The following is a 22175-nucleotide window of genomic DNA, read 5'->3' as shown; positions in this document are numbered from 1 at the left end:
TTGAAACAAATTTACCCCTATTAGAAATGCCGATAAGTCACATTGCAAAATGATACAAATCGACCAACCTATTCCTGTCCTGCATACAAGTATTTTTCGATTTTTACAGCACGATGAAAGCCATACGTTTATTAGTTACCCCACACCGAAGCCAGCTATGCGTTACAGTGATGTTTGCCACTTTTTTATTAGCAGCCTTCACCACAGTAGGCCAAAGTAAAAAACGGCAGCCTGCTGGTCCCAATAAACCCGCCATTCAATCAGGCGTTTACCGCAACCTTTTCCGGGAGTTAGGATATGACCCAAAAGTGATCGACCAGAAAATAGCAAAAGCCTGGTATGATATATTTGAAGGGCCCCAACGCGTTTACTTTGAAGTAGGCGATTCGATGGCCTATGTATCCGATGTTAAAAATCACGACGCCAGGACCGAAGGCCTCTCGTATGGCATGATGATCGCCGTCCAGCTCAACAAAAAAGAAGTCTTCGACCGGATATGGAGATGGTCCAAAAAATATTTACAACACCAAAGCGGACCAAGAGAAGCGTATTTCGCCTGGAGCATCAATCCACAAACCCTGAAAAAGAACTCAGAAGGCTCGGCTTCAGATGGGGAACTCTATTACATTACCAGTCTCCTGTTTGCCGCCAATCGTTGGGGCAACAATACCGGCATCGACTATTATCAGGAAGCTCGAAGAATACTCGATGCCATGTGGAAAAAAGATGGAACAGGCAATATCTACCACCTCATCAATACCGAACACAAACAGATCACGTTTGTACCAGAAGGCGACAATTACAAATGGACCGATCCTTCTTATCATCTGCCAGCCTTCTATGAAGTCTGGGCCTTGTATGCCAAAGATGGACACGAACAATTTTACAGAGATTGCGCCGATACTTCCCGCGCATTCCTGCACCGAGCCTGCCATCCGGTAACAGGCCTCAATTCCGACTATACAGAATTTAGTGGACAGCCACACCCAACCCGTTGGATGCCCCCGGGCTTTCGCTACGATTCCTGGCGCGTGCCCATGAACATTGCAATGGATTATACCTGGTTTGGAAAAGACAGGCAGTGGCAGGAAGATTATGCCAGGAGGTTCCAGGGATTCCTGCGCTCAAAAGGAATCGATACGTACGATGACCAGTTCAATGTAGATGGTTCCAGGCCCGATTTCATTTTGCAGGCCGGCAGTGTAAAAAAGCTGCGCCATTCTATAGGTCTTGTATCTACAGCCGCAACGCTCTCACTCATCAACACGGAGAAAAACAGCAAAGACTTCGTGGAGGCTATCTGGAACGATAAACTGCAGCCATACGAAGACGGCTATTTCGATCCATACTACGATGGATTATTGTACCTGTTCAGCCTTATGCACCTCAGCGGAAGATACCAGCTCATTAAACCCGCACGCTGATAGCAGCAACACTTTTACCACACGGCCAAATATGCGAACAAAAACAACACTGACGACAATCCTGGTCCTTATAGCACATGCATTTACGGTCAATGCACAGCAAACAACAATAGCATCGCCCAACAGGAAGATCAAAGTGGCCTTACAGCATGATGAAGCCGCCAAAGGCGCCTGGTACCTGAACATAAAATACGAAGCAGAGGGCAAAGTAACCGAGGCGGTTCCGCGAATCGATCTCGGGCTGGTGCGCAATGACCAGGACTTTTCCGGCAACCTTGTTTTACTGAAGACCAGCAAACCGGTTTTGATCAATGAGCAGTATACCGCCCTGCATGGCAAGCGGCTAAGCCGCACAAATACGGCCAATGAATTGACAGCCTTTTTTGAAACGCCGGGCAAAGCCAAAATGAATATCATCATAAGAGCCTGGAACGATGGAATGACATTCCGCTATGAGTTTCCGGAGAAGCAGGGCAGCTTTATCATAAAAGATGAACACACCGCATTTTCTGTTCCGCAACAAACCATGCGGTGGATGGAGAAGTGGAATCCGGCCAATGAAGGACTCTACACAGCGATGAGCGACGACAAGATACAGCAACAGGACTGGTGTTATCCGGCATTATTCAACACGCCCGATAAAACTTGCTGGTTCCTGTTGCATGAAGCCGATGTAAACCGCGATTACTGCGGCACCAAATTGAGGAATACAGCCGACAAAAATGCTTATAAACTTACCTTCCCCAACCCCAGAGACGGCAACGGTCAGGGAGATTCTTTGCCATCCATCAGGCTGCCCTGGAAATCACCTTGGCGCGTCATCATTGCCGGCAGCCTGTCCGATATCGTCGTTTCGACATTGGTAGAAGATGTATCCGCGCCATCAGTTATCAAAAACACAGATTGGATAAAACCAGGAGCCGTATCATGGAACTATTGGTCCAGCAACCACGGCACCAAAGACTATAAGATCGTAACCGCTTTTGCCGACCTGGCAGCAAGGATGAACTGGCCTTACACATTACTCGATTGGGAATGGGATGCCATGGGCAATGGCGGCACACTGGAAGATGCTGCTAAATACATCCAGTCGAAAGGCGTCCGGCCACTCATCTGGTACAACTCCGGAGGAAAGCACACCGGTGTAACGGCCACACCCCGCGACCGTATGCTGACCCATGAAAACAGGGTAGCAGAATTTACCAAACTGAAGAACCTCGGCTTTGTGGGCGTGAAAGTAGACTTTTTTGAAAGCGAGAAACAGGACATGGTTAAATACTACCTGGACATACTGGAAGATGCCGCCAGCTTTGAAATGATGGTCTACTTCCATGGCTGCATGGTGCCGAGAGGGTGGGCGAGGACTTACCCCAACATGATGACCAATGAAGCGGTACGCGGAGCAGAGTGGTATAACAATGTACCGGATTTTACGGCCACTGCGCCTGAGCACAATTGCATCCTGCCCTTTACACGCAATGTGGTAGGAGCTATGGATTATACACCCGTCACATTTACCAACTCCCAGTTTCCACACCTTACATCTTATGGCCATGAACTGGCATTAAGCGTTATTTTTGAATCCGCCTTGCAACACTTTGCCGACCGCCCGGAAGGATATGACGCGTTACCGGATGCCGCTAAGAGCTTTCTTAAAACGGTGCCGGTAATTTGGGAACAAACCCAATTGATTGAGGGTTTTCCCGGCAAAGAGGTCCTCATGGCCCGTCGCAAAGGCAATGACTGGTATGTAGGCGGCATTAACGCCGAAATAAGGCCGAAGAGAAAAAAGATCACCTTTGGGTTTTTAAAACCGGGCGTTAAATACAAAATGACATTGATCGCCGATGGAGAACACGACAAGGCATTCAACATACAACAACAGGTAGTGGATCAGTCAACCACGATAGAAGTACAACTACTCCGCCGCGGCGGTTTTGCAGCATCACTGGTTCCGCTGCAATAGAAGAACAAAACAACTAATAATGAAACAGGGTCCATTCGTTTTATTACTGTTAACAGCACTCACAGGTCTTGCACAGCAACAACCTGGCTTAAAACTCTGGTACAAACAACCCTCAGGAAAGACCTGGGAAAATGCCCTGCCGATTGGCAATGGAAAGCTCGGGGCCATGATATATGGAAACGTGGAAACAGAAACCATACAGTTGAATGAACACACCCTGTGGAGTGGGGGACCGAACCGCAACGATAACCCGGAAGCATTGGCGTCGTTGGCCGAAATAAGAAAGCTCATCTTCGAAGGCCGTCAAAAAGACGCAGAGAAACTGGCAGGCAAGACAATCATTGCTAAAACATCCCATGGGCAAATGTTTGAACCTTTGGGCAACCTGCACCTTTCATTTGATGGCCACGCAACATACGATAATTATTCCCGTGAACTGGACATCGAACGTGCTATAGCCACCACCACCTATACCGTTGATGGAGTTACTTATACCCGGCAGGCATTGGCATCCTTGCCCGATCGTGTCGTAGTGATCCGCCTAACGGCCAGCAAGCCCGGCAGCATCAGTTTCAAAGCATTTTTCTCCACGCCGCAACCGAAGGCAGTTGTCAAAACCACCGCCGCCAAAGAACTGACGATCGAAGGCACTACTGTCACACATGAAACCGTGCCCGGCAGCGTGAAATACAAAGGTCTTGTGCGTATCAAGAACGAGGGCGGCACCCTCGCGGCTGGTGATACGTCCCTCTCCGTGCATGCAGCCAATGCAGTGACCATCTATATTTCCGCAGCTACCAACTTCAACAGCTACAAAGGTGTAAGCGGCAACGAACAGGAAAGAGCACAGAGCATAATGCAAAAGGCAGCCGTGAAACCATTTGCTGCTATCCTCCAGTCACATGTGGCCGCCTATCAGCGATACTTCAACCGGGTAAAGCTCGATATTGGTCAAACAGCAGCAGCAACACAACCAACAGATGAACGGTTGAAAAACTTCAATACAGCCAACGATCCACAACTGGTGACACTTTATTTTCAGTATGGCCGCTACCTGCTGATCTCCGCTTCACAACCGGGAAGCCAGCCTGCAAACCTGCAGGGCATCTGGAACAACAGGCTCTATCCACCATGGGACAGCAAGTACACCATCAATATAAATGCTGAAATGAACTACTGGCCGGCAGAAAGAACCAACCTCGCCGAATTGTTTGAACCCTTTTCAACGATGGTTAAAGAACTGTCGGTGACCGGACAGCAAACAGCTAAAGACATGTATGGCGCACGCGGATGGATGGCACACCACAACACCGACATATGGCGCGCTACCGGCGCAGTAGATGGCGCCTTTTGGGGAGCATGGAACAACGGGGGCGGATGGCTGAGCCAGCAGGCATGGGAGCATTACCTGTACACGGGCGACAAAAACTACCTCGCTTCCATTTACCCGGCCATGAAAGGAGCAGCTACCTATTACATCGATTATCTGGTAGAGCACCCGAAGTACCACTGGCTGGTCCTTTGCCCGGATATGTCACCCGAAAATGCACCTGCTGCCCACCAGGGTTCTTCCCTCGATGCAGGTACCACCATGAGCAACCAGATCGTTTTCGATATCTTCAGCTCCACCATGAAAGCAGCCGCTATCCTGGGCAAGGATGCACCTTTTGCCGATACACTCCAACAATTGCGTAGCCGGCTGGCCCCCATGCACATTGGCAAACACGGTCAGCTACAGGAGTGGCTGGATGACATCGACGACCCGAAAGACAATCACCGCCATATCTCGCATTTATATGGACTATTCCCCTCCAACCAGTTATCACCCTATCGCACACCACAGTTGTACAGCGCGGCCAAAAACACCCTCCTCCAACGTGGAGATATATCCACCGGCTGGAGCATGGGATGGAAAGTAAACTGGTGGGCCCGTATGCTCGATGGAAACCATGCCTACAAACTCATACAAAATCAGCTATCGCCGGTAGGCGCCAACCCCGGTGGAGGTGGAACCTATAACAACCTCTTCGATGCACATCCACCTTTCCAGATCGATGGCAATTACGGTTGCACATCCGGTATCGCGGAAATGCTGCTGCAAAGCGCTGATGGCGCCGTATCCCTGCTGCCTGCCTTGCCCGATGCCTGGCCCAACGGAAAAGTAAGTGGACTCTTGACCTGGGGAGGCTTTGAAATAGTAAGCATGGAATGGAAAAAAGCAAAACTGGTAAAACTGGTCGTTAGATCAACCCTTGGTGGCAATCTCCGGTTACGTACCCCCAATCCATTGACAGCAGCAGATGGAAAACCATTAACTGCCGCCACAGGAGAAAATCCCAATCCCTTTTATAAAACCGAAACAACACCAACCCCAATAGTTTCGCAGGACGCAACCATTACCTTACCGGAATTGAAGAAAACCTGGCTCTACGATATCCCCACTCAAAAAGGAAAACTATATACAATACAAAGCAGGTAAGTGCTGCAGATGCTTGTGCCCTGCTAAGAATTTTCCTTTCTATGACCGGCAACGTATTCCGATGGCAGCATCCCGAATTTCTGCTTGAATGACCGCGCAAAATAATTAGGCGTTGTAAATCCAACATGGTAAGCGATCTCCGCAATAGTCATATTGCTTTTCGCCATCAATACCGTTGCCTTCTCCAGCCGGAAAGAACGGATATATTCTACCGGTGTCTGGCCGGTGATCTGAAGCAATTTGGTATACAAAGTACTCCTGCTCATACCAAACTCCTTGCTCAATCCTTCTACAGAAAGCTGCGGATTGGTGATGTTCTGCTCGAGATAGAGGACGATTTTCTGCAATAGAATTTCATCCGACGAATCGATCCGCACCTCCGGGGCAGCAAGCGATATTTGTTTCACGTAAGTGCTTTTCATAGCGCTGTTCAATTCAAGGAGGCTCTTCAGCTTGGCATTCAACACTTCGAAATCGAACGGTTTCGTAATATAGTCATTGGCCCCGGTAGCAAGCCCTTTGATCTGCTGTTGCTGATCGTTAAGCGCCGTGAGTAAGATCACCGGGATATGACTCGTCCTTTTATCCGACTTTAATTTATTCACCATGTCGATACCGTTCACTTCAGGCATACTGATATCACTGATGATCAGCTGAGGATGATGCGCCAAAGCTTTTTGCCAGCCCTCTTTTCCATTGACTGCTTCCACCACCATATAATGATGCCGCAGGTTATCTTTTAAATAGAACCTGAAATCTTCATTATCCTCTACCAGCAGGATGATCGGCAATACTTTCTTATTAGCCGACCCGTTCACACTTTTAGAGAGTTCCGCTTTCTCCGCCACGGGCGCCACTGGTTGTAAGTCAACAACAGTTGCTGTGGCAACAACAAGAGGAAGATGAATAATAAAAGTGCTTCCATTATCCGGTTCACTCTCAACATCGATGGTTCCGCCGTGCATTTTCACGAACTCCTTGGTGATCGACAAGCCAATACCAGTACCATAATTAAGAATAGCCGCAGAACCATCATTCTGAAAAAAACGGTCATAGATCCTGTCGAGCGTTTCCTTCGGGATGCCGATGCCGGAATCCATCACCTTCAGCGTTACCCATTGATGCTTACCATCATTCCGCTCAGGTGCATTTTCCAGCACCACGCTGATATGGCCGCCTTCCAGGGTAAACTTAAAAGCATTCGACAATAAATTGAATAATATCCGCTCTATTTTATCAGCATCGAAAAGCGCTTCGAGGTGTTGTATAGTACTGCTGAAAGAAAAATTGATATGCTTTCTCTCAGAGAGGTCCCTGAATGAGTCCGATACATCCTTGACAAAAGAAACGAACTCACCCCTTGAAAGCTGCAATTTCAGTTCCTGCTCTTCAAGCTTGCGAAAGTCAAGCAGCTGATTCACCAGGTTGAGCAGCCTTTTAGCATTGCGCCGCACAATATAAAGCTTGTCGAGTTTGGCATTCGTTCTTTCTCCATCGATCAATTGATCGATAGGGCCCGAGATGAGGGAAATAGGCGTTCTGAAATCATGACTCAGGTTGGTGAGGAACTTCAGCTTCAGGCGGTCCAGCTCCTGCAGGCGTTTCACCTGTTGCTGCTCCTGTTCCCGCGCAAGCTTCTTGCGCAGCCTTGATAACACGCGGTAGCGGCTATACAATACCAGGCCAACGATGGCCAGGATATAAAATACATAAGCAGCAGTAGTACGCCACCAGGGAGGCCGCACGTATATTTTTATCTGCGATTCAGCAGCACTCCATACACCGTCATTATTACTGGCTTTTACATGAAATGTATAACTACCAGGATCGAGATTCGTATACGAAGCAGTATTATTAGTCCCTGTGTAATTCCAGTCCCTTTCCAATCCTTCCAGGCGATAAGCATACAGGTTTTGTTTTGCCAGCGTATAGTTCAGCGCCACAAAGCTCAGCGCAAAATTTTGCTTATAATCCAGCCTGATCTCTTTGGCGATCGAAATATCCGCTTGAATAGGCGCATCGTTTCCGGCAATCACCGACTTGTTCGATATTTTCAGGTCAGTCAGCAGCACCTTCGGAACATTGTGGTTGATCGTAAGACCGGCAGGATTGAAATAGTTGATACCCTCCAGCCCGCCAAACAGGATCTCTCCTCCCGACAACCGTATGCCCGATCCATGAAAGAAATTGCTGTTCTGAACACCATTATAACTGGTGAAATTCCTGAACTTATGAGCAGCAGGGTCCATGCTGCTGATGCCGGTATTCGTGCTGAGCCATAGTTGCCCACGCAGGTCTTCCACGATCTGGTAGATCGTCGTGTTCTGCAACCCATCCTTCTCCGTGAAGCGTGTAAACCGCTTTTGCTGCTTGTTGAACAGCGATAACCCGCCGCCATCCGTACCCACCCACATCATGCCACGGCTGTCGCACAGCAGCGACTGTATTTTATTACTGGGCAGCTGACTATTACTTTGAGTATAGATATCCCAGGTATCACCAACAGGATGGTACACCGCCAGCCCACCGCCATGCGTACCGATCCAGATATTTTTATCGGTATCTTCCACGATAGCCCTGATATAACCGTTGATCGGCAAAAGACGTTCATGAGGCCCCGAAGGATTGGGGCTATACGTAACAACCACTTTGTCATCATGGATAATATGAATGCCGGCGCCATTGGTGCCTGCCCAGATATTCCCTTTACTGTCTTCCCCGATACAATGAATGTCATTGCTGTATATGTTACCGGAGGTGTTCTCAGCCGTTATGGGCATTGTTTTGCCGGTGAGCGTATTCAACGCGATCACGCCCTTTCCATAAGTGCCGATATATAACCTGTTTGCGAGCGACATATGCAGCGCCATAATGGTGATAGGCTGTACGGATTGTCCATTCAACCCGATAGCCGTTGGCCATACCTCGCTGGTCCGGTGGTCGAATTCATACAACCCGCCATCAAAAGTGGACACATACACATTACCCCGCGGGTTTTCAGCAAAATTGGTGACGATAAGAGACGCCCGCCCGTTTTTATTGAAGGAGCTGGAAAGCTTCAGGCCAAACAAGTTGATATTCTTATCATACTTATTGATACCCCGCAGGAAAGTGCCAAACCAGTAGATCCCCGCCGCGTCAAACCAGGCACAACTGATCGATTTGCCCGTCAAACTAAAAATATTGCCGTCCTCGGTTTTATAAGTAGACACTTTTCCGGTGGCTATATGAATAGCAGTCACCCCGTTCCGGGTGCCCACCCATAAAAGCCCGTCATTATCAGCCGTTATACAATTCACCCCATTGTCACTAAGCGACTCCTCGTTGCCAGGTATATGCCGGTAAGTAATGAAATGCTGCTCATCCGGTTGCAGTTTACTCAGGCCGTTGATCGTACCTGCCCAGATACCCCCTGACTTATCTTCCGTGATGGTGCGTACATGATTATCGCCTATGCTGGAGGGATCACCTGCCTGATATAAAAAACGCCTGAACGAATTAGTTTCAGCAGAATACCGGAACAGTCCATGATAAGTGCCGATCCATATCCGGTGTTTGCTGTCTTCAAAAACACTTTCCACGACGGTTTTCACAGGATTGCCGTTCCCATCCGGAAGAGATACCGCTGAAATGCTCCGGGAGGCGATGTCCATTACATACAAACGCGCGTAAGACGCTATCCACAGCTTGCCGCGGTTATCACTGCAGATGCTCTTGATGACAGCGTCAGCCGTCAGCCCTATATTATTAAAAGTAAAGTGCTCGAAAGTATTCTTTTGACGGTTATAAAGGCTCAAACCACCGCCGCCCGTGCCTATCCACAAATTGCCCGCCTTGTCCTCATGCAAAGCCAGCACTTCATTCGCCCGCAGGCTGCTGCTGTCGTCCGGGATGTTTCGGTAAACAGTAAAATTGGTACCGTCATACTTATTCAATCCATCAGTAGTGGCAAACCACATCAGGCCATGCCGGTCCTTCAAGATGGCAAAAATGGAATTCGATAACAACCCGTCTTTGACAGTGATGGAGGTAAAATTGATATGCTTAGGCTGTGTATAGCCAGCTACGGCAAGCAAGCAAAGAATGAGTATGGATAGATACTTCATGACAGGCAATATATAGAATAGCACTTATGTGCAATTTGCGATTAATTGTCAGTTTGACCAGAAATCCGAACATTATTGACATTATATCCAACAATCGTCCCACACATCGATGGCCAATTTATCGAATTTTATACACGTGTCAGGCCGCCATATTCCTGGCCATTCATTTACTAACTGATTGCATTACACTGTTTCACGAAATTGAACTACTGTAATTACCAAACTGCTGCCAGTATGAACAAATTTATCAGCCCGGGAACATACCCCGCATCCCCTCCACATTTGTACTCCACTATTCATTCCAGTGCTCCTTAAAGCACATCTGCACAATCAGTTACAGGCACCGTACCTGATGAGAACGCCTCATTATTAACCAAAAATTGCTAATTGTATGAAACGAATTGATTGCCATGCCAAACTATGGTTTTTTCTTGCATTAATAACCTGCCAGATAACCTCGTTTGCAAATGATTTCGGTATTAAGAACCACCCGCCTTCACCGTTTGCTTTTACCGTAAGCGGAAAAGTGTTGGACGATAAAGGCAATGCGCTCGCAGGAGCCTCTGTTGCCCAAAAAGGCTCCTCCAATGCAACAACCACTGGCGCAGACGGAAGCTTTTCCCTTACCATCCAGGAAAGATCAGCCGTGCTGGTCATAACCTATGTCGGTTTCCAGTCAAAAGAAGTGTCCGTCAAGAACGCAACAGCTGATATGCAGATAGCCTTAAGCCCCGGGCTCAATTCACTGGAAGACGTGATCGTAATAGGATACGGTACGCAAAAAAAGCAACTCTCCACAGCATCCGTAGCCAGGGTAAAAGGTGAACAGCTCGCTGCAGTGCCTGCCGCCAACATTTCCAATTCACTCGCAGGCAGGGCTACAGGCGTTATCACGCGCGCCAACGGTGGCCGCCCCGGTGCCGACAATGCTACCATATACGTCAGGGGCATTGCCACCACCGGTACCACGGTCAACGGCGTTACCTATAATACAACCCCATTGATTGTGGTCGACGGTGTGATCCGCAACAACATCAATGAAGTAGACCCCAACAACATCGAAAGCGTATCCGTGTTGAAAGATGCCGCTGCCGTAGCCTCCTATGGATTAGGTGGAGCAAACGGTGTGGTGCTCATCACCACAAAAAGAGGCATTACCGGTGCGCCGGTGTTAACCCTGGGCGGGTATTTTGGCGATCAGCAGCCTACCTATTTACCCAAAATGCTCAGCGCCACAGATTATATGAAGCTGAAACTGGAGGCCTATTTAACAGAAAACCCATCGGGCACAAACCCCACCTATAGCCAGGCCTACATCGACGCCTATCTTGCCAACCATGCCAAAGATCCGGACCTGTACCCCGTATCAGATGCCCTGAACGATGTAGTAAAAAAACATTCACCCATTTACCAGGGCAATTTCTCCGTCCGTGGCGGCTCCTCCACCATAAAGTATTATGCCGGCCTCGGCTACTTCAAACAAAACGGTATGTTCGACAGGTCAGGATATGAGCGATACAACTATAGTGTCAACCTCGATATCAACATAACACCCACTACCGCAGCATCTGTTACATTAAATGGCGCTATACAGAAGACCACCGATGTGGATGGAGGCACCGGCCAGTTGTTCAGAGGCGTTTACAAGTTCATCCCGGTAGCGCCGCTCAGGTTTAGCAATGGCCTCTGGGGCGAAAGCTCAGGCAATGCCCCGCTCGGCGTAATCAACTCGGAAGGCTATTTCCGTCAAAACACCAACAACTTACTCAGTACCGTTACCCTCGAGCAAAAGCTGCCATTTATAAAAGGACTCAGCATAAAAGGAGCATTTAGTTACGATCCTTACTATTATACCCAAAAGCAATGGCACAGGCCATTCATTTACTGGACCCAGGCCGGTTCAGCGCCTCCTTATACCTATACCCCTGCATTCTCTACACAGGAAACCAGTGCCACCACCTTTGCATGGCTCAACCAGCAGTATTGGACAAACAATACCATCACCTGGCAGGGCTACCTGAACTACCACAACACATTTGGCAAACATGACATCACTGGCCTGGTAGTAGCAGAAAAGAGAAACAACAAACAGAATGATTTCAGGGCGAGAATAAACAACTACGCAGTCAATATCGATGAACTGTCCTTGGGTAGCTCCAACAAGAACGACTTCGATATTGCCGGTGGATCAGGTACTGGTAGCCAGGTTGGTTATGTTTACCGCGCAAGCTATGCTTACGACAGGCGCTACCTGCTCGAAGCTTCCGGTAGATATGACGGCCACTACTATTTTGCCCCCGGCAAAAGATGGGTATATCTGCCTGCATTCTCTGTAGGCTGGATATTGTCCAATGAGAGCTTTCTGCAATCAGCCACCTTTATCGACTTCCTCAAAATCAGGGGATCATGGGGCAAATCCGGAAACCTTACCAGTACCGGCTTCCAGTTCCTGAGCAGCTACCCGCTGAGAGGAAATGCATACGCCTTTGGCGATGGCGCCCTCGTACAAGGTTCATTCGTGTCCATAGAAAACAACCCCAACATTACCTGGGAAATAAGCAAAAAAACAGACCTCGCTGTGGAGGCAACACTGTGGAAAGGCCTCTTAAGATTGGAAGCCGACTATTTCTATGAAAGAAGAACAGGTATGCTGTTAGCGCCCAACATAGTGGTGCCACAGGAATACGGTCTCCAGCTGGCACAGGAAAATGCAGGTATCATGGACAACCGTGGCATTGAATTGTCCATCGGGACCTCCAAAAAATTCAACAATGGCCTGCAGGTAGCAATCGACGGTAACTTTACCTACGCACAAAACAAGGTAATACAGCTATACGAGTCGCCTGTAACCAAAAACGATCCAAGACGCAGCAGAACAGGCCGCCAGTTCAATACAGTGTTCGGCTATAAATCAATGGGCTTGTTCAGTACCGCCGACGACAAGAACGGTGATGGAATCATTAATGCCACAGATGGATATACGATCGCTCAATTCGGCACCCTGCGTCCCGGCGATATCAGGTACGCAGACCTCGGAGGCCCCAACGGAACACCCGACGGAAAGATCGACTCCTATGATGAAACAGTCATCGCACGGCCACAAACACCCGCTATCATTTACGGGATCAATGTAAGCGCCAGCTGGAAAGGATTTGATCTCTCTGCGCTATTCCAGGGTTCAGGCTTGTCAAGCTTTAATGTCTATGGCTTTATGACAGTAGCCCACTTCAACAACAACAGCAACTCCTCTTACGAGTACTACAACAACAGGTGGACGCCAGACAACCAGAACTCGAAATACCCAAGAGCCTATTCAGCGCCTACCAACAACAATGGACAAACCTCTGATTTCTGGTTTATTAACAGCTCGTATTTGAGATTGAAAACAGCGTCATTAGGTTATACGGTCCCCGCAAACATCAGTTCAAAAGTTAGAATGAAAAACTTGCGGATATACGTCACTGGTCAGAACGTAGTCACATTCGGGAAGCTGAAATTCACCGACCCCGAAACAACCGGCGAACAGGGATATCCTATCCAGAAAACATTCCTGGTTGGCTTTAGCACTACTTTCTAACCATTAAAAATTAAAAAGATGAGACCAGTAAAAACATATATACTATACAGTTGCATAATTACAGGATTGCTTAGTTTGTCGGCCTGTGACAAAGACCTTGACAACCAGCAGAAAGTAAGCCTCGATGACAACACACAATGGGCAACGGAAGCCAACGCCGATATATTCTTGAACGACGTATACGACCAGCTGCCCGACATGTATGGACAGCCCGAAAATCTCGACAATTTTACCGACGATAACGATGCCGGCTTTTACTACAACTCCTGGAAGTTTAAAGATGGTAACCTCGATCCCGCTTCTACCAATTATACACTCTTTGGTGGTGGAGCTACGGGCATTCAAACCGTCAGCAGGTACAACTGGCCTGCACTGTATACATCCATCCGCAAATGCAACACCTTCATTCAGCAGGTAAATGCCCATAAGGCCAATTACTCGTCCGCCTGGTACAATAAACGCATAGATGAAGCCCGCTTCCACAGGGCCTTTCACTACAGCATCCTGTTCCTCAACTGGGGAGGTGTACCCATTATCTTAGACCCGCAGGTCCGGGCAGACACAGCCAAATTGTTTGTAAAAAGAAGCACCTATGCAGAAACACTCGACTTCTTAACGAAAACCCTGGATACGGTAATTAACAACAAATACCTCGCTGTTAAATACAACAAAGGAAACGTAGATGCAGGAAGAGCTACGCTGGGAGCCGCTCAAATGTTGAAAGCCTATTTGCAGTTAGTAGCCGCCAGCCCCACCTACAATTCCGCCACCTATATTGGAGGATCCGATCCCAATAAGATAGCCGGATTTGGCAATGCAGACCTGTCCCGTTGGGCAACTGCAGCAGCTTCGTTCAAAAAGTTCATGGACGATTGGGGTGCGGGAAAACCATACGGACTTTTTGCCGAAGATTCTACACTTTGGTATGAAGACAATGAGTATGGCACAGAAGTGATCTGGGATAGACAGTACGTTGCCAATGTCAAAGGGTCCAACTATGAACAATATGGCGGCCCTGTGTATGTGCTCAGCTCATACTACACCTGGGGCAACTATAACCCCACACAGGAACTGGTAGATCAATTCTTCATGGCAAATGGTAAGCCGATAACCGACCCCACCTCCGGCTATAATCCTCAACAACCTTACGTGGGTCGTGAACGCAGGTTCTACAAATGGATCGTGTACGATGGAGCCCCATACAAAATGGACTGGATGTCTGCACAGGATACCATCTACACCCGCATCGATAAAGTAAGACCATCATTGAACCAGATAGACTTTGCGAGCACCGATGTGAGCAATACGGGATACTATTTCAAGAAGAAATTGAATCCAAAGAATCGTCCTGCACAAGGGTTGAGTGGGGCCAACTACATCTATTTCCGCTATGCAGAAGTACTGCTGGGATATGCCGAAGCCCAAAATGAGGCAGTAGGTCCCGATGTTTCGGTATACAATGCCATGAATGCGATCAGGACCCGTGTAAACCTGCCCGATTTGCCCGCAGGATTAAGCCAAAGCCAGATGCGCGATGCCATCCGTCAGGAAAGAAGAGTAGAGCTCTGCTTCGAGAACAAACGCTTCCAGGACATCATCCGTTGGAAAATTGCAGACCAGGTATTGACAGTTGATCTGCATGGAATGAAGATCGAAAACACAAACCCCAATAATAGCGGCACATGGGTATACACACCGGTAGGATTGAACCATCCACATGCGTTCAAACTGAGGCAGTACATGCATCCCATTCCGCAGTCGGCCCTCGCACAAAATCCGAAACTGGTGCAGACACCCGGGTATTAATGCTTTGATTGTTGATAATGTCTAACACGAAAGCCCATCACGCCGATAGCACGGTGGGCTTTCTTTCTAAAATCAAAAAAATCATGAAAAAGATCGCGCTAATGCTGATGGCTTTGATGACACATGGTATGCTGTCGGCCCAGTTTGCAGGAGTCCAGAACAACCAGGAACAACCGCTTCCCGCAGGCTTCAAGCCAGCATCCACCAACACATTTTTATCCCAGTATCCCGCCGTCAATTCGGAAACCCGCCAGGCTACATTCAGGGTGGTAGCGCCCTATGCACAAAACGTCACACTCCAGTTAGGTGGCAAACACGCCATGACAAAAGATGAAAAAGGAGTGTGGTGGTATACCACAACCCCACTGGTAGTAGGCTTCCATTACTATGCAGTCATGATCGACAGCGTTCCCGTAATGGATAGGGGAAGCGAAGCCTATTTTGGCAGCAACTGGGAATCTGCAGGCATCGAGATACCCGAAGGCCCGGAAGGAGACTATTACCGGTTCAACAAGAACATTCCACATGGAGAAGTCCGTTCACTGTTTCATTGGTCTGATGTAAATGGCCTCGAACGGCATGTCAATGTATATGTACCCGCTGAATACGAAAAAAATCCAAAGAAGAAATACCCGGTTCTGTACCTCGTCCATGGCTGGGGTGAAGATGAGAATGGATGGTCCGTCCAGGGACATATGGCCAATATCATGGATGGCTTGATCGCAGCAGGCAAGGCCGTGCCAATGATCATCGTAATGCCCAGCGGCGACATCAAAACGAATTCAGACGTGCGCAAAGCATCAGGAGATATCACCGACGTCCTGATCAAAGACCTGGTGCCATACATTGATAAAACCTTCCGTACCTACACCGATCGCGACCACAGAGCCATGGCAGGTCTGTCCAGAGGAGGTGCGCAAACGTGGAATGCCGTCCTCAACAACATGGACAAGTTTGCATGGATGGGTGGCTTTAGTGGATCAGGCCGCTTTGGTCCCAATCCTTTCAACCGCAACGCTCCACCCATCACCATCGAGACAGGCTACAATGGCGTATTCAAAGACGCAGAAGCATTCAATAAAAAGATGAAACTATTATTCATCAGCATTGGCACCGAAGAAGGACAGAACGCAAAACAAACCTACGAGACATTGAAAAACCACGGCATCAAAAACCTGGTCTATCACGAATCACAAGGCACAGCCCACGAATGGCTCACATGGCGCAGGGCACTCAATGATTTTGCGCCAAGGTTATTCAAATAACACTTCAACCCGTATGAAAAATATCCTTTATAAAAAAGTAGCGGTAATAAGCCTGATGTTAACATTAGTGCATGGCGCGATCGCACAAAACCCGCTCATCAGGAACATGTATTCGGCAGACCCTTCGGCCCGCGTATTCGGCGACAGCGTCTATATATTCCCATCACATGATATACTCGCCACGCCCGGCCATGGACGCGTCGGGTGGTTCTGCATGGAAGACTACCATGTTTACGCTTCAAAAGACCTCATCGAATGGAAAGACAATGGCGTCATCGTCACCCAAACGGCAGTGCCCTGGGCAAAGCCCGATGGATATGCCATGTGGGCGCCTGATTGCATTTACAGAAATGGAAAATATTATTTCTATTTTCCTGCCTCACCCGATTCTGCACGCTATGGAAGAGGATTTGCCATTGGCGTGGCCGTAGCCGATAAACCCGCAGGGCCCTACATACCACAGCCAACGCCGATCAAAAAAGTGCACGGCATCGACCCCAACGTATTCATCGACAAAGATGGGCAGGCCTACCTCTATTGGTCACAGGGAAATATTTATGGCGCAAAGCTCCAGGACAACATGCTCGAGCTGGCATCCGAACCCGTCATATTTCAGGGCCTTCCCGAAAAAGGGCTGAAAGAAGGGCCTTACCTCTTCGAACGTAATGGCCTCTATTACCTCACGTTCCCGCATGTAGAGAATAAAACAGAAAGACTGGAATATGCCATCGGCGATAATCCATTAGGCCCATTTAAAATGACGGGCGTTATCATGGATGAATCAGCTTCCGGCTGCTGGACAAACCACCACTCAGTCATTCAGCTCAAAAACCAGTGGTACCTCTTTTATCACGACAAAGACTATTCACCCCGCTTCGACAAAGCAAGGTCGATAAGAGCCGATAGCCTCACATTCAATCCTGATGGCACCATCCAAAAGGTGATCCCTACCTTAAGAGGTATCGGCGTCACCCGCGCAAACAGTGAAATACAGGTAGACAGGTATTCGGCCATTAGCGGCCACGGAGCTTCCATTGCTTTTCTTGACACAGCTGACAGGTTCAAAGGCTGGAAAACAGACTTCAGCGCAGTTGGCGCATGGGTGCAATACAACAGCGTTGATTTTGGAAAGAAGCCACTCAGATCAGCGCAGATAAAAGTCATGGCCGAAGGCGACAACACGCTCGAAATTCACAGCGGAAGCATCACGGGCGCTGTTATCGCCAACGTGAAAGTGACACGAAGCGGCGAATGGAAAACGATAAAGGCGCCAGTATCGAAGCCTGCGTCCGGCATACAGAACATTTTTGTGGTGTCGAAAACCAATACACCAGTATCTGTGGACTGGATAAAGTTTGAATAAGAACAACAACAAAGCAATTCAATAAGATTGTATGAGAAAAATACTCACCGGTTTATTGTACCTGCTTCCCTGCATGATACAGGCGCAAACAGCGAAAATTAAAATTGACATCGAAAGGCCCATTGGTGAAATTGACCCTAAGATATATGGCGTGTTCATGGAGCCCATCCATTTCAACGGAAGGAGATTGGGCTTGCCTGATTCCGTTGAGTTCAATACACTCTACGGAACACTCTACGATCCCGCATCACCATTGGCCGATGAGAACGGGTTTAGGAAAGACTACATCGACGCCATGAAAGAATTGAAAGTAACCAACATACGCTGGCCCGGTGGCAACTTTTTAATGGGGTACGATTGGCAGGATGGCATCGGTCCGAAAAACCAACGTCCTAAGCGCATCAACCTCGCATGGGGAGGATTGGAAAGTAACCAGGTGGGTACCGATGAATGGATGCAATTGAACAAATCCATCGGCAGTGAAAACATCGTATGCGTAAACCTCGGCCTGGCCAATATCATGGATGCCGTATACTGGTTGGAATATTGCAATTACAAAGGCGGCACCTACTATTCCGACCTGCGTGCAAAAAATGGTCACCCTGCTCCCTACAACGTAAAGATTTGGGACCTCGGCAATGAAGTAGATGGAGCCCCCTGGGAGCTGGGCCATAAAAATGCAGAAGAATACGGGAATATCGCAAGAGAAGCAGCCAAGGCAATGAAAGCAGTCGACAGCAGTATACAACTCGTGGCTTGCGGCTCATCGTGGTACAGCAACAAAGGAAGTTGGGTCGACTGGAACCGCAAGGTACTGGCAAAGTTAGGGGATATGGTTACCTACCTCTCCATCCACCGGTATTGGGAAAACGCTGCCAGCTATTACGACTTTATGGGACAAAGCGCAATCGACTTCGAAGAAAAGATCAGGGTGGCGGCAAATGACATAGAAGCCGAAAGAATAAAGAACGGATTTAAAAACCCTATTTATCTATCCGTAGACGAGTGGGGATCTTTTGGAAACAACTTCCGTTCCGTGTTGCCCATTGCACAATCATTGAATTCCTTTATCCGTCTGGCAAACGTAGTGAAGATGACCAACTTTACGTTGATGACGAGCCTGCTGGCATCAGACCCTAAAAAAGGTACCTATAAATCACCCCTGTTTTATACGTTCAAGCTATTCTCCAACAACTGCCTCGGCAAGGCCATCGACACCTGGGTAGCCTGCGACACGTTTGGCACGGAGAAATACAAAGGCATTCCCTACCTCGATGTGTCAACCGTTTATGCCAAAGGATCCAATACCGTATACATCAATGTGGTCAACAGGCACCAGGATAAAGCCATCATCACCGACATATTGAGCACCGCAGGCGACTTCAGCGGCAAAGCAGAAGCCACCGTAGTCAACAGCGCTTCTCTGACGGAGCCCTTTGCATTCGACAAAAAAGACCAGTACATACCGGCAACAAAAGAAGTGCCGGTCAGCAATAACAAGATCACCTATAGTTTTCCGGCACATTCCTTTACGCAGATCAAGGTCAGCGTAAAGCAGAAGTAGGGTAGTAGTTTTTCGTTTTGCATACAGTAGCGTTTATTCATGTTGCCGGGTGTAAAAACCCGGCAATGTTTTAAACTGACGCAGACAGGGTAAGTAGGTATATTGTGATTACGATGCCGCCCTACGAATGCCCTACCAGCAGACAATCATCCTCCCATGTATTGATAACAGGCCGCCTTAATAGGTGTTTTTTATCACTTTGTTCATCCCTTACAATATCTCCTTAATCTACTCTTCTTCCCAAACAACACCTTACCCGTCACCCCATTCGACGCTCTAACAGCAACCGCTCCTTGTAAAAGTGTCCCCTTTGCATCCGTAATACCTACCGTAAAGTAATCTGCTTCAGCCGACATATCAACTGTTGTCTCCTCAACAAGACGACCCACATCATGCATAACTACGGCATGTACAACTCCTTCTTTCACCATTCCAAGGTCAATACCTCTTGCCATCTCAGACAACACACAAGAATCACAAATCCTCTTTTTAGCCACCACCAACTGCACAATAGGCGTGTCTTCCTCAACACAAACAGGAGTACACACTTGCCGCTCTACCAGGGGCACAGATACCCGTATGCTATTCTTATCAATAACAGGTGTATCCTTTTTGTCAACAACACTTGCACAGACACCCGGCTGAGCCAAAAGCGCAGTTGTTCGAACCTTCAAAGCCTCCTGTACTGGCTTACGCATCTGCACCGCAACCCTCGCCACCTCCATAACCCTCAACACCCCGCCACGCAGCATCCGTTCCTTCCCATCAACTACTACTTCGTAAAATACCATTCCTGCAGTGTGCAGCATCACTTCTCCCGGCTTGCCAGCCAATTGATGTTCCAGTTGCAAAGCCGCCATCTTCTTGCCCAGTGGCAGCAATTCACTCTCAGCTATGTGAAACGAACAACGCTTCCTATCGAAGTTCACCGTCCCGGCACACGACACGATCCGGAAATGCGTCGCTTCCTTCGGAAACACCCGCTTGTGCCGCACCAGACAACCGGGCACAGACAATTGTACCTGCCCCGTGGCAGTATCCACCTTATGGGAAAGTCTTACCGGCAACGCAACATCCAAACCCACTTCTTGATTGTAATTGAACCCTTCCAGCAACTGCAGATCGCCTTTGTTCACACAACGGTCACCCCAGTCACTCCCGGTATCCGACATCACCACTTCGTGCAGCTTTTTGTTCATATAGCTTACCAGCTTCGAATGCTTCACAGCTTTGACCGTGTGGCCCAGCACCCGCCGCAGCAGGGTAGAGGCCGCCACTGCACCGCCAAATTCACGCGCATTACGTCGTGTATTGATAAATTTCTTGTGCTTAAGCACCTGCTTCCGGGTGGGACCGGTTTTGCGTTGCAGGATAGGGCCATCTTCAGTCAGGCGTCCGCAAACGTCATCCAGACCGCCGCGGAATTTGATAGGACCAAGTTGTTTTGCCATAGTATATGGATTTTACATAAACTTACGCCATTGCACAACCCAAAACAACAGCGCAGGCAGGGCAGGGTACGATCCGCTGTATAATGTCCCATATCAGCTCACATTTTCTTTAATTTCTTGATTTCAGTCATGCACGCAATGGTGCAAAATGGATCATCATAGCAACCACAGCAAGGACACAAGACGCCAGCGTCGATATGCCGGACATTCATATCCTGTGCACAACAATACCATCATGTTCTCATAGAACGCCTATGATATATCCATAGCTCAGGCATAGTACTCTCCCGGCACAAGCAGGGCAGAAGTATGGTAATCGTAGGCTGATAGTAGGGCAATAGTAGGCTAATAGTACGCTAAGAAGGCTCAAACGCAGGCTGGACGTGGAAAAATGCCCGAAAGGCCGGAGATGGCCGGTAGAGAAAGCAGGTATAACAAATTGAAAGACATACGTTGATAAGACTACACAGCAAAGTAAAATGCTGCATGGTGCCGCAACAATTTAGGCACAAGCCATCCATCTTAAGTAAATTGCCGGTAATTAGAAACGTCGTTACATGTCCAATTATGAAGTGTTTTTCGACTACATTCAGAAACTATCCGGGAAAGTACTTTCAGAGGATGAGAAGCTCGTTTTTAAAGAACAGTTGAAACCCAGAAAACTCCGGAAAAGACAATACTTTTTGCAGGAAGGAGATGTATGCAAATACACCGGATTTATTGTAAAAGGATCTGCCAGGACATTTGTGGTAGATGAAAAGGGCCATGAACATATCCTGAAATTGAGCGTCGAAAATTGGTGGCTGGCAGATTTCGAAAGCTATTATCAATTAACGCCAAGTCGCTTTAATATAGAAGCCCTTGAAGACCTTGAAGTGCTTCAGGTAACCAATGCGCAGGTAGAGAAGTTTTTTAAACCCATCCCTGCCTTTTTAGCGATGGAGGAGGTGATGAAACAAAATAACGCGATTGCCAACCAAAAAAGAGTACAGGCCGCTATCAGTTATACAGCCGAAGAACGTTATAACGACCTCATTAATGACTATCCGCACTTTCTTAACCGGTTTCCGCTAAACATGATTGCTTCTTATTTGGGATTATCTCCCGAAACCCTCAGCAGGCTGAGAAAAAATGCCATGAACAAACCCCGTTAAGCGCAGATTTACTAAGAACA

Annotated in this window: 11 protein-coding genes; 9 read left to right on the top strand and 2 right to left on the bottom strand. The window is 48.1% G+C overall.

Annotated elements, in window-relative coordinates; all coding sequences use genetic code 11:
* The first annotated feature begins 113 nt into the window (after positions 1–113).
* Genes AC5JBY_RS28380 through AC5JBY_RS28370 form a run of 3 tightly spaced genes read left to right on the top strand, consistent with a single transcriptional unit; the run spans position 114 to position 5869 of the window.
* Positions 114–1424, top strand: a complete 1311-nt coding sequence (locus AC5JBY_RS28380) for a family 8 glycosyl hydrolase (RefSeq protein WP_495908064.1) — start codon at positions 114–116, stop codon at positions 1422–1424.
* 31 nt (positions 1425–1455) lie between these two features.
* Positions 1456–3390: a glycoside hydrolase family 97 protein gene (locus AC5JBY_RS28375; RefSeq protein ID WP_495908063.1), complete on the top strand. Its 1935-nt coding sequence runs from the start codon at positions 1456–1458 to the stop codon at positions 3388–3390.
* A gap of 19 nt (positions 3391–3409) precedes the next feature.
* The gene (locus AC5JBY_RS28370; RefSeq protein WP_495908062.1) at positions 3410–5869 is read left to right on the top strand and encodes a glycoside hydrolase family 95 protein; all 2460 of its coding nucleotides are present in this window, start codon (positions 3410–3412) and stop codon (positions 5867–5869) included.
* A gap of 23 nt (positions 5870–5892) precedes the next feature.
* Here AC5JBY_RS28370 and AC5JBY_RS28365 read toward each other — a convergent pair whose 3' ends face one another.
* A complete protein-coding gene (locus AC5JBY_RS28365) occupies positions 5893–9975 on the bottom strand; it encodes a hybrid sensor histidine kinase/response regulator transcription factor (RefSeq protein WP_495908061.1) in 4083 nt (1360 codons plus the stop codon).
* Between the two features lie 391 nt (positions 9976–10366).
* Here AC5JBY_RS28365 and AC5JBY_RS28360 point away from each other — a divergent pair, with 391 nt between their 5' ends.
* From AC5JBY_RS28360 to AC5JBY_RS28340, 5 genes are all read left to right on the top strand, one after another.
* Positions 10367–13552 (top strand): SusC/RagA family TonB-linked outer membrane protein, encoded by a 3186-nt coding sequence (locus tag AC5JBY_RS28360; protein WP_495908060.1) that lies wholly within the window; start codon positions 10367–10369, stop codon positions 13550–13552.
* Positions 13553–13570: 18 nt separating this feature from the next.
* On the top strand, positions 13571–15358 hold the full coding sequence (locus AC5JBY_RS28355; protein WP_495908059.1) for a RagB/SusD family nutrient uptake outer membrane protein: 1788 nt from the start codon (positions 13571–13573) through the stop codon (positions 15356–15358).
* An 83-nt stretch (positions 15359–15441) separates the two neighbouring features.
* Complete coding sequence (locus tag AC5JBY_RS28350) at positions 15442–16623, top strand: alpha/beta hydrolase-fold protein (protein WP_495908058.1); 1182 nt, start codon at positions 15442–15444, stop codon at positions 16621–16623.
* A gap of 13 nt (positions 16624–16636) precedes the next feature.
* The gene (locus AC5JBY_RS28345; protein ID WP_495908057.1) at positions 16637–17986 is read left to right on the top strand and encodes a family 43 glycosylhydrolase; all 1350 of its coding nucleotides are present in this window, start codon (positions 16637–16639) and stop codon (positions 17984–17986) included.
* A 31-nt stretch (positions 17987–18017) separates the two neighbouring features.
* Positions 18018–19550: an alpha-L-arabinofuranosidase family protein gene (locus AC5JBY_RS28340; RefSeq protein ID WP_495908056.1), complete on the top strand. Its 1533-nt coding sequence runs from the start codon at positions 18018–18020 to the stop codon at positions 19548–19550.
* A 203-nt stretch (positions 19551–19753) separates the two neighbouring features.
* Here AC5JBY_RS28340 and AC5JBY_RS28335 read toward each other — a convergent pair whose 3' ends face one another.
* Positions 19754–21001: a hypothetical protein gene (locus AC5JBY_RS28335; protein WP_495908055.1), complete on the bottom strand. Its 1248-nt coding sequence runs from the start codon at positions 20999–21001 to the stop codon at positions 19754–19756.
* A 557-nt stretch (positions 21002–21558) separates the two neighbouring features.
* Here AC5JBY_RS28335 and AC5JBY_RS28330 point away from each other — a divergent pair.
* Positions 21559–22155 (top strand): Crp/Fnr family transcriptional regulator, encoded by a 597-nt coding sequence (locus tag AC5JBY_RS28330; protein WP_495908054.1) that lies wholly within the window; start codon positions 21559–21561, stop codon positions 22153–22155.
* Positions 22156–22175: the final 20 nt, after the last annotated feature.

It is taken from the genome of Paraflavitalea sp., assembly GCF_059502485.1.
Note: the sequence above shows the minus strand (reverse complement) of the source record. Positions and strands in the feature narration are given on the sequence as shown.